Annotated in this window: 2 protein-coding genes; one reads left to right on the plus strand and one right to left on the minus strand. The window is 45.4% G+C overall.

All coding sequences use genetic code 11. The features are described 5' to 3' along the window. Positions 1-181 precede the first annotated feature (181 nt). The gene (locus tag ACI4WN_RS05035) at positions 182-562 is read right to left on the minus strand and encodes an HIRAN domain-containing protein (RefSeq protein WP_439777250.1); all 381 of its coding nucleotides are present in this window, start codon (positions 560-562) and stop codon (positions 182-184) included. Between the two features lie 255 nt (positions 563-817). On the opposite strand from ACI4WN_RS05035, the gene ACI4WN_RS05040 reads away from it, so the two are divergent. Beyond that, on the plus strand, positions 818-1,750 hold the full coding sequence (locus ACI4WN_RS05040) for a DegV family protein (RefSeq protein WP_439777251.1): 933 nt from the start codon (positions 818-820) through the stop codon (positions 1,748-1,750). Positions 1,751-1,826: the final 76 nt, after the last annotated feature.

Genomic DNA, 1,826 nt, shown 5'->3' on the forward strand with positions numbered 1-1,826 from the left:
TTGATTTACTTTAAGGAACTGTTCATCCTTACACATAAGATTATACGGTCTCCATTATTCGGATTTGGATAAAAAGAAAAAGTCCTGTTAAGAACAACATTTTGTTCCCAAACAAGACTTTTTCCGCTAAAAAACAATTGGACTGTTTTTATGCTTTTTTCAAAATATATAAATTACTAGCCTAATTCCGCTGCTGATTCCCGTTGTCCCGGCGGCGCAGCTTCTTCAACTTATCAAAGCTGAATGAGCGCGGATCATGCCAGTCCTTTGGCACCAGCAATTCGCAGACAATACCGCGGTCAAGCACGTACAAAACCCGACCTTCAGCTTCCTTGCCAAAGAGATCGTACAAGCGCCCGGCGCTGATGCTTTCGCCTAAAACCGTGTAGGGGCTATTGGCAACATAGCCCACCTTGCCCAGTCCCCGCAGTTCAACGCGGATCGCCTCTTTGTCGTAGTCGTTATCAGGTTCTTTAACCAGCTTCACCTTCATCTTGCGTTCAAAAATCTTATTCCCAAAATAGTGGCTTGTGCCGGTAATGGTGAAAAAGATGTCTGCCATAGTTAGTCCCTCCTTTGTTTAAAAAATAGCTTGACCAAATAATCTGATCAAATTTCTATGGTCTTTCCAGATAAGATTGTAGCACTTTTTAAATAACTTAGCAGATAATCTTGATCTACTTTTCTTGTTATCGTTTTCGCAGTAATTTACAATAGAAGTAGAAAAGTGATTAACTTTTAAACATATCAACTATTCTTAACGGACTGATTTGCAAAAAAAGTTATAGATAGAGAGATATCAAGCAAGGAGAAGAATATGAAAATTGCAGTTTTAACCGACAGTTCCGCCTACCTTACCAAGGAGCAGCAAGAAAAGTACCACATTGATGTCGTGCCCATCCCCCTGATCTGGGGCGACAAGACCTACTACGACCTGGTCGACATCAGCTACGAAGACTTTTACCAAAAAATTGAGACCGCGACTGACCTGCCCACGACCTCTCAGCCATCGCTTGGTCAAATTACCGAATTTATCGATGACTACGTGGCAAATGGCTATACCGACGTGATCGTCTTGCCCCTGTCCAGCGGGCTCTCTAGCTCCTACCAAAACCTCGTGGCCTATGCCGCAGAAGAAGACCGGATCAAGATCCATCCTTTTGACTGCCGCATCACCTGTGCTGGTCTGGCCGACTGCGCCATCTTAGCTGCCCGGTTAGTTGCCGCCGGCGCTGATGTTGACTTAATCATGCATGATCTGGAAGACTTGAGAAAAACGATTGGCGTCCGCTTCTTGGTCGACAACCTGGCCCACTTAAAGCGGACCGGCCGCCTGTCTAACGCCGCTACCTTTATTGGGACTCTTTTGCACATTACGCCAATCTTGTCCATGGATGTCCAAAAGACTGGCCATATTTCGGCCATCGCCAAAGAAAGACAGTATAAGCGGGCCTACCGCCATGTCCAAGAAGACTTTGACCGCTTGACCAAGGACAAGGACTACCCGATCCACGCCACCATTATTGACGCGGCTACTCCAAAAAGACAGGAAGAATGGTTTAAAGACTACCAAGAAAAGTTCCCGCAAGATGACTTTGACCAGTCAATCATCGGTCCAGTGGTCGGCGTCCACTGCGGGAAAAACACCATCGCCATCATCTGGTGCCGGAACCTGGACAGCTACTTTGACCAAAATGGCAAGCCGCTGACCGGAATCAACTCAGCTGAAGTTGGGGAAAATTTTGAATAAGCAATGAAATAAAAGAATAACAAAAGGAAAGCAAACATACTAACCTAGTGTTGGATGATTACTCGACGGAGTAGTC

The sequence above is a fragment of the Lactobacillus sp. genome (genome assembly GCF_051893255.1).
Classification (GTDB): Bacteria; Bacillota; Bacilli; order Lactobacillales; family Lactobacillaceae; genus Lactobacillus.

Coding starts and splice junctions, on each gene's coding strand:
- ACI4WN_RS05035 (WP_439777250.1), bottom strand. CDS start 562: ATGGCAGACATCTTTTTCACCATTACCGGCACAAGCCACTATTTTGGG.
- ACI4WN_RS05040 (WP_439777251.1), top strand. CDS start 818: ATGAAAATTGCAGTTTTAACCGACAGTTCCGCCTACCTTACCAAGGAG.